This window comes from Protofrankia sp. Cas3 (genome assembly GCF_963555955.1).
Lineage (GTDB): Bacteria > Actinomycetota > Actinomycetes > Frankiales > Frankiaceae > Protofrankia.
On the sequence record NZ_CAUVXP010000214.1, the window covers coordinates 1 to 8,145 of the forward strand.

Annotated in this window: 8 protein-coding genes and 1 pseudogene; 4 read left to right on the forward strand and 5 right to left on the reverse strand. The window is 66.3% G+C overall.

The genetic code is table 11. The annotated features are described in order from the left end of the window. From U9983_RS25230 to U9983_RS25240, 3 genes and pseudogenes are all read left to right on the forward strand, one after another. Nucleotides 1–184, forward strand: a pseudogene (locus tag U9983_RS25230) (malate:quinone oxidoreductase); the annotation flags it as partial. Between the two features lie 523 nt (nt 185–707). After that, nucleotides 708–1,424: a carboxypeptidase-like regulatory domain-containing protein gene (locus tag U9983_RS25235; RefSeq protein WP_322756400.1), complete on the forward strand. Its 717-nt coding sequence runs from the start codon at nt 708–710 to the stop codon at nt 1,422–1,424. Between the two features lie 463 nt (nt 1,425–1,887). Continuing rightward, nucleotides 1,888–2,538, forward strand: coding sequence for a hypothetical protein (locus U9983_RS25240; protein WP_322756401.1), 651 nt, complete (start codon nt 1,888–1,890; stop codon nt 2,536–2,538). Here the strand turns inward: U9983_RS25240 and U9983_RS25245 are convergent. The 5 genes from U9983_RS25245 to U9983_RS25265 all read right to left on the reverse strand — a co-directional run bounded on the left by U9983_RS25245 (nt 2,533) and on the right by U9983_RS25265 (nt 7,421). After that, nucleotides 2,533–3,204, reverse strand: coding sequence for a hypothetical protein (locus tag U9983_RS25245; protein WP_322756402.1), 672 nt, complete (start codon nt 3,202–3,204; stop codon nt 2,533–2,535). The genes U9983_RS25240 and U9983_RS25245 overlap by 6 nt on opposite strands. After that, nucleotides 3,201–3,938, reverse strand: coding sequence for a hypothetical protein (locus tag U9983_RS25250; protein WP_322756403.1), 738 nt, complete (start codon nt 3,936–3,938; stop codon nt 3,201–3,203). The genes U9983_RS25245 and U9983_RS25250 overlap by 4 nt, the downstream gene beginning before the upstream one ends. A 2-nt stretch (nt 3,939–3,940) precedes the next feature. Then, a complete protein-coding gene (locus U9983_RS25255) occupies nt 3,941–5,356 on the reverse strand; it encodes an ATP-binding protein (protein ID WP_322756404.1) in 1,416 nt (471 codons plus the stop codon). Between the two features lie 146 nt (nt 5,357–5,502). Then, the gene (locus U9983_RS25260; RefSeq protein WP_322756405.1) at nt 5,503–6,393 is read right to left on the reverse strand and encodes an ABC transporter permease; all 891 of its coding nucleotides are present in this window, start codon (nt 6,391–6,393) and stop codon (nt 5,503–5,505) included. Further along, the gene (locus tag U9983_RS25265; RefSeq protein WP_416211534.1) at nt 6,390–7,421 is read right to left on the reverse strand and encodes an ATP-binding cassette domain-containing protein; all 1,032 of its coding nucleotides are present in this window, start codon (nt 7,419–7,421) and stop codon (nt 6,390–6,392) included. Before U9983_RS25265 ends, U9983_RS25260 begins: the two co-directional genes overlap by 4 nt. Before the next feature lie 248 nt (nt 7,422–7,669). On the opposite strand from U9983_RS25265, the gene U9983_RS25270 reads away from it, so the two are divergent. Continuing rightward, on the forward strand, nt 7,670–8,032 hold the full coding sequence (locus U9983_RS25270; RefSeq protein ID WP_322756406.1) for a hypothetical protein: 363 nt from the start codon (nt 7,670–7,672) through the stop codon (nt 8,030–8,032). Nucleotides 8,033–8,145: the final 113 nt, after the last annotated feature.

The window sequence follows — 8,145 nt, forward strand, 5'->3', positions numbered from 1 at the left end:
ATGCTTCCCCGACCGCTACGATAAATGGCAGCCGGCGTTGGGCGAGTTGATCCCCACTTTTGGTCGGAGACTCTCCGACAATCCGGAACTCGCGCTCCAGACCATGGCGACGACCGCGAAGACCCTGCGCCTTACGGAAATCCCCCGCCCCCTTCCGGGCCGACCCCTGGGCCAGGTGAACTAGCCCCGGCTGGCGTCGCCCGTCGGCAAGATCGGCGCGAGTTTGTCCATGTGTACGCTTTTCGGGCCGAAAAGCGTACCTAATGACAAACTCGCGCCGATCATCGTCGGGTGGGTAGGGGTCGACGGGTTTGATCCGTACCCCGTGATCTGACCGGTCGCGGCGGGCGGATCGGGCCAGGCTGGCCGCCCAACCGTCGGTGGTCAGGTTGTAGTCCTGGTTGGCGTCCAGGTGGGCTTGCCCAACTGGGACCGCTACCGTCGGTAGCCGTGACGGTGCCCTGTCCGTGGGTATTCGTTGAGAACTGTCGCGTATTCTTAACATCAGATATTTCTGATCTTGATTGATCCGGCAGGCGTGGCAGGAAATGGCCTGCTCGCGCATCTCGACACACGTTCTCACGGCCCAGTCGGTAGTCGCGTTTCCAAAACATCAGCCGTCGACGGCTCTGTTCATGATTGAGAGCCGACGCGGTTGGGGGGCTGCATGGCACACGAGCGAAGATTTTTGGGGGAATTCAGTGCTCATGAAGGTCATTATCTTTATGAAGTTCATCAGGAATTCTCTTGTCTTGTTCGTCGCGGTTGCCGCGCTTACCGTCGGCGGCGGGCTTGTTACCGGCACGGCTGCTTGGGCTGCGACGACTGGTGGGGTGTCCGGCACGGTGGTCGCCGCGACCGGTGGCGCCCCAGTGTCCGGAGCGACCGTTTTCATGCACCCGCGTGCAGGGGGTCCAGGTGGGGGCACGGCGGACAGCGCTTCGGACGGGAGTTATTCGATTACCGGTCTGGCGGCCGGGACCTACGCGGTGTCCATCCGGGCCGTCGCCCCGTATGTACATAACTATGACGCTGGCGATGTCACGATTCGATCAGGCGCGGTGAAGTCAGGACGGACGCTGAAGCTCCAACTTGGCGGCAAGATCAGTGGCCTGGTCACCGACTCGGTTACCGGTGCACCCATTCCCAACGCCAAGATCTCGGCATGTGTGGATGAGGGTGACCAGTGCGGTGACGCATCGACCGATACCCAGGGCCGGTACACCGTCACTACTCTCGTTGGCCGTGAGGGTGACACGGAAGGATTGTTCACCGCCGACTACATGGTCATGATTGACGCGCCTGGCTATGCCCGGCTGTGGTGGGGGGCAACGACGCCATCGGGGTACCCCGGCGCGCTCGTCCACGTGAAAGCGGGCAAGACCACATCCCATATTGACGGACACATGAAAGCAGCACACTAGCAGTTCGCTAGAGTGCCGATCCGGTAAATTTACGAGATCTGCGGCGGCCCAGTGGCCTGGCGGCCCGATGACTACCGGTGCGCTGGGCGTACCTGTCAGGTCCGGTACCGGTCAGGTCGCCTAGCGGTCGGAAAACCGACTCGCGTTTTGTCGCCATGGCGTTTTATTGTCTTCGTGAGGGCCATCGGGCATGGTGGTCCAGACAATGCCACGGGGGCGGATCATGCGTCGATCGATCAGTGATCGGTTGTTCATTCATTGGCCGTTCGGCCATCGGTTGTTTGGTAATCGGTCGTTCAGCTATCGGTCGTTCGGCGTTGGGAAGGCCGTAGGGTCTGCGCTCGCGCTGACGCTGCTCCTTGTCGGCTGCGAATGGGCGGGCACATACCAGCCGCCGCTTCTCCCGTTCGAGCTCACGCTTGCCAGTGATGGGTCCATCACTTGGAGTGTTAAATCGGAGATTGTGACTCCGCTGGGAACCTTCGGTGTCCAGACGTCCGGGTCGAAGAAGATGCAGGCCCCGCCGGACGGCACCCTGCTCGTCGTCCGACACTCGATCCGCGGCGTTGCCATGGACAGCGTGTTCGGCATCCATGTTCCGGACAAGCTCCGCTTCCTTACGGACGGCGATTCTGCCATCACGACCAACCGGAACGTGGTCACGTTGAACCTGCGGAGTAACGTGCACGGCGTCCGGATCCAGAACGTCCAGCAGGTGAAGGCCGCGCCGCAGTACGCGACCCAGCAGGTGAAGGTGCTGCCGCCCGCGCCGAAGGCCGCTGCGCCCTCGGCATCGCCGACCGGCCCCGGTTCGCCTTCGGCGTCACCGACTGTCGCCGCATGCCAGCCAGCGCCCACACCCGCACCGAACGCGCCATCGCCGGCACCCTGCGCAGTGTCGACGATCGTGCTGTCCGTGGGTCCGACCGGGTCTGCCGCGGCGACGCCATCCCAGGCACCGTCGACAACATCGGCCGCAACGCCGTCCAAGGCTCCGGCCGCGACGCCGTCGAAGGCGTTGAGCCCGACGTCGGCTGGGACTACGCCGAAGCCCCCGGTCCAGGCACCGACCCTGACGGTTCCGACGGGCCACGCCACGGCCCTGCTGTCATGAGCCCGCCGCTTGCTCCCACGGACCTTGGTGCGGCGGCGTGGCGGCCGCGAGCAAGGTGGTTGATGTCCGTGGCCACGGGTACGGTGCGGGTCGCAGCCGCCGCCAGTCATACGGTGGGTGGCCCAGTTTCGGGTGCCGCCGGTCGTAGAGGTGGGCGCCGAGCCAGGCCAGGACGCACACCCCGATGAGGGCTTTCGCGGCGGCGGCGGTGCCGGTGTGCGTGGCGGCGGTCAGGCCGGCCATGGATGCCGCAATGCCGAGGTACCCCAGTACCGGATAGATCAGAAGCTGATGCCACACCTTGGTGGGGGCGACGGCCTGCGCGGGCAGGAAGTAGCCGCTGCGGACCTCGTCCCACCACTGCCACAGGCCGAATACCAGCCAGGTGACGACGACGCCGACAGCCCCGGCACCGCTGGTCAGGCTTGCCACCGCGGTCGGTGCGGTGCCGTGGGAGACACCGGTACCGGTACCGGTGGCCACAGCGAGCAGCGGGTCACCGTAGATGAACGCGACGAACTGCTCCCGTGGTCGTAACCAGCGCTGTTCGAGGGTCCGCGCGAGCAGTATCGGGATTCCCGGGCTGATCGCGAACGCGGTGACGGCGGCGGCGAGCGGCCCGTGGGACAGCGGTACCCCGAGCCACGGTAGCCAGCCGGCGCTCAACTGGGCCCCGCCGTGCCGGTGATGAGCCGGTCGACGGTGGGATCGGTGAAGAAGTCGGCGTTGAGTCGGGCGAATGCCGACACTTCAAGCAGGTTCGTGTTGCGTTCGTCGGGCGCTGCGGCCGGCGGATTGCGTCGGTGCAGGAGCTCGGACTCGATGTGGGCGACCACAGGCCGGCGATCGGCCGTGAACTGGGAGACGACCCGTTTCGAGACGTTCGCGGAACGTGCTACCTGCGGTTCGCGGAAGTGGTTCAGCATGGCCCGCCAGATGATCAGGTCGGTTGGACGGCGGATGAGCTGGTCCAGCAGGGGTGCGGCGCGTTTGTACGGGCGGGCCGCGGTGTCGTCGGCGCGGTGTCCGCCCTGCGCTGCTTCGACGGCCCGCAGCAGCGGCCCGCGCCCGGCGCTTTTGGGTACGACCGTCCACGTCTCCGGGAAGAACCTGAACACGGCCAGGAGGAACAGCATCCTGTTGTCCTCGTCGACCGAGTGCACGATGCTGGGAATGCCGTGTGTGGACAGAACGTCGAAGGCAGCCAGGCCGCTCTCGCGCGTTTCCTTGCCGTAGTGCAGGTCGACCAGCGCGAGTTGAAAGTCGCCGTCCCGGTCGAGTAATGCGGCCAGTTCCGTGGGATTACGGACGCCGACCACCTCGACATCGCGGTCCGCCTCCAGCGCGCGGGCGACCTCGGTCTCCGCCATCAGAAGGTCGTCGACAACAAGAACACGCATGGTCATATCCTTTCCAGAGCCCGGCTGGATGGCAGTCCCGAACGCGGCTGCGGCGAACGCCAGCGCACGTTCACCGTGGCTCCCGATCCCGATCCCGTATCCGTATCCGTATCCGCACCTTCGCCCGCATGTGCACTCGCAGTCGTACCGTTGAAGAACGCGATGCGTCCGCCGTAGCGGTGGATCTCCCACTGCAGGACCCGCAGGCTGCCAGTCGGATCAGCCAATGCGTCGGCCGGCATGCCCGGACCGTTGTCACGGACCTGGACCTCGACCCAGGGAAAGTCACCGTCCGGGATCGTGGTCACGAACACTTCGACCTGCTGCGCACCGGCTTTGAAGGCGTTGGTCACCAGATCGGCGATGACCCGGCGGGCCAACTGGTAGTCGGTTCCGGACAGCACCAGGTCAGCGCTGCCGTCGGCAAGCCGGCAACGTCCCCGCATGCCGTCCGGCAGAACGCGCACCAGGGCGTTCCACAGCGTGGCGAACAGGTGTGGGTCTGGTCCCTCTGGCCCCCGGAGCAGTTCCAGGCGTGCCTCCTCGACCACCACCAGCAGGTCCCGGACGAGCGCGCGGACCTCGGCATGGTTCGGCGCTGGCGCCTCGACGGTGTTGGCGACGATCCGGACGGCGTTCTTGATGAGGCTGTGCAGGTCCTGCGCGACGCCTTTGCGGACCGCATCCTCCGCATCGTGGACAGTCTCCGCGGTGGCGGCGAGTATCTGGTCGAAACACACCCAGACGATCTGCAGGAGCAGCGGGCTCAGCCCGAGCGACCCGCGCAGCACGACCGGGACCGCGGTCAGCTCCGCCGTCCACGGCACGGCGATGATCAGAAGAAGGACACTGCTGACGCCGACCGGTATCAGGTGCCGGAGCACCACGAGGAACGGCTGTGGCGGGCCCGTGCTGCGGTCCGGGCCGACGATCACCGGGACGGCCGGTGCGTACCAGCCCGCGTCCAGCACAACGTTGAGGAACACCATCCAGGTGCAGCTGACGCAGGCGAGCAGAGCCACTGATCGAATGGCAGCCGACAGCCCCGGTACGGCCCACGGGCCGGCGAACAGCAGCCCGGCGCTGAGGACGCCGAATGCCTCCAACAGGCCCGGGAGGTCAACCTCGGCATGACCCCGGGCCTGGAACATGTGGTCGGCGAGCCAGCGCAGACCAGGTATCCGTTCCAACCGCGCCACCAGACGGGGGCGGGCGTGGATGAACGCCATCGGGCAGCCCACCGTGACGAGCACCAGCTGGCCGGCTCCCCGCGGGAGCTGGTTTGTGGGTAATCGCGCGGCCGTGGCCCACAACAGTGCGACGCAGCCGAGTTTGAGCCATGACGTCGTCCGGTGTTGCGCATCGTCCAGTGCCCGGACAGCGGTCGCCCAGACCACGTCCGAACGGTCGGTGCGCACGGCAGTCTCCCCGTCGTCAGGACCAGTGGTTCGTATGATTCTGCAAGATCACCGTCTGATGCCAGGGAAAACTTCGCGCGTTCCCGACGGGGCCCGCGCACAGTCGGTGCTCAGCGCCCAGCTGGTGTTCAGTGCCCAGCTGGTGTTCAGCGCGACATGGACTGGTAACGGCGGACGCTGAGTGACGCGAAGATCACGATGAGGACCGTGACCCAGATCAAGGTGGCAAGTATCGGGTGCTTCGTGGGGAAGCCGCTGCTGCCGAAGGGATTCGGGTTACCGAACAGAACCCGCATCGCGGCGGTCAGGGAGCTCACCGGATTCCATTCTGCCACCGGCTGTAGGAAGCCGGGCAGCGTCTGGATGGGGACGAAGGCGTTGGACAGGAACGTGATGGGGAAGATCGCGGTGAACGCCACCTGCTGGGCGACCTCGACGGTCGGCACCAGAAGGCCGAGCCAGACACCGATCCAGGCCATCGCGTAGGCGAACAGCAGCCCGAGGGCCACCGCCGCGAGAAAGCGGACCGGTCCGTTGCGGACCCGCCAACCGACGACAAGGCCGGAGAGCATGAGTACCGCGAGTATCACGGCGTTGTAGACGACGTCGGAGACCGTGCGCCCGGTCAGGAAGGCCGAGCGGGCCATCGGCAGCGAGCGGAAGCGGTCGATCAGGCCTTTGGCGAGGTCGTCGGTGATGCCGATGGCGGTGGTCGCCGCCGCGAAGGTAAGCGTCTCCGCGATGATCCCTGCCATGACGTATTCGCGGTAGGAGCCGCCTCCCGGCAGCGGGATCGCCCCGCCGAACACGTAGGAGAAGAGCAGTACGAACATCACTGACTGCAGGATCGCGACGATCGCCAACTCGGGGATACGGGGGATCCGCTTCAGATTGCGCCAGGCGACGACCAGCGAGTCGGCTACGACCGATGCGCTGGCGGCGGGCGCGCGCAGTCTCCATCGAGATATCCGGGACTGTGCAGCTGGATGATCGTGCGTCCGTCGGCCCGGATATGCGGGGTCCATGGGGCTTGTCACGAGGCTCTTCCCACACGTGCGTCAACCGCCTCATCGCCGTCGCCGTCGCCCTCGCCCTCGGCGGACTTCTGCCGCACGGCGTGGCCGGTGAGCCGGAGAAACACGTCGTCCAGGGTCGGGCGGCGTAGCCCGAAGTCGTCCAGCACGATTCCAGCCTCGTCAAGGGCGCGGATGAGGGTGGTGAGCTTGCGCATACCACCGTCGGCGGGCGCGGTCAGGCGTTTCGCCCGCTCGTCAACGACGGTGTCGACGGCGTCAGCGGTGCAGTGGCGGGAGATGACATTCCGGGCCCGGTCGAGGTCCGCCGGGTTGTTGACGACGATCTCGACCCGTTCGCCGCCGACCTGCGACTTGAGCTCAGCGGCCGTGCCACAAGCGATGATCTTACCGGTGTCGACGACGGCGATGACGTCTGCGAGCGCGTCGGCTTCCTCCAGATACTGCGTCGTCAGCAGCAACGTCGATCCTTCACGGACTAGATCGCGGATGACGTTCCACATCGAAACCCGACTGCGCGGATCGAGACCGGTGGTCGGCTCGTCCAGGAAGAGCAGCTGTGGGTGGCCGATGAGAGCCGAGGCGAGGTCAAGGCGGCGGCGCATACCACCGGAGTAGGTCTTGACGATGCTGTCCGCCGCGCCGGACAGCGCGAACTGTTCGAGCAGTTCGCCGGCGCGGCTGCGCGCGGTGCGGCTCGGCAACTGGTAGAGCCTGCCGAACATCCACAGGTTCTCGGCGGCGGTGAGGTTCTCGTCGACGGCGGCATACTGCCCGGACAGGCCGATGAGCCGGCGCAGTTGCTGCGCGTCGCGCACCACGTCGTGGCCGAGTACGGTCGCCCGGCCGCTGTCGGGCCGCAACAGGGTGGCCAGTATGCGGACGGTCGTGGTCTTGCCGGCACCGTTGGGGCCGAGCAGACCGAGGACCGTGCCCCGCGCGACCTCCAGATCGAGGCCGTCGAGCGCATGTACCGGGCCGGCGCGGGTCGTGAACACCTTGGTGAGGGCCTGTGCACTGATAGCTGACACGAAGTGGCCTCCTTCCAGACGTCGGACAACCAACAGTGAGATCACAAGCCGCCCACGTCCCTGTTGCCGGGCACTGGTAGGGCGACCGGACGCTCCAAGTATCGGTCGATGCGGCAGAGGTCACCGGTCCACGCGCGTGCGGTCCGGTGCTCAGTCAGCCTCCCGCCAGGTTGTTCCACCCGTGCGGGCTATGCTGCCGACCGGACTCGGAGGGACGAATGCGGGCACGGTGGGCAGCGGCGGCACTGGTGATCGTCGCGTTGACGGCAGGGTGCGGCGGGGGAGCGGCGGACCCTGAGGAGACGCCGCCGCCGAACACGCCTGGCTACCGGCTCGCCTTGCTCGACGGCGAGGCGGATCCCAGCTTGGCGGCCATCCAGCGGTACGACAGCGCCATCCAGACGGTGGCGAGCGGATGCAAGGGCAGCGCTGTCGAGGTGGCCAGGCTCGCACAGGAGTCACGGGACGCGTTGACCAACGGAAAGGTCTTCGAGGACATCATCATCATCCTCAGAGACGTCGCGGGCTACACCGCGGACGCCGCGGATTGCAAGGCCGCGTTCACAAGCTATGTCGTTGTCCAGCTCAAGGGCGAAGACGATCCGAACTGAACGACGATCCCAACTGGCCGGCGATCAATAATAGGATTGACAGGACGGCACGCCGGGGATGGGTTCGTTCTGCCCACCCTGGGATACCGCGGTCGCCGGCAGATACCCCCAGG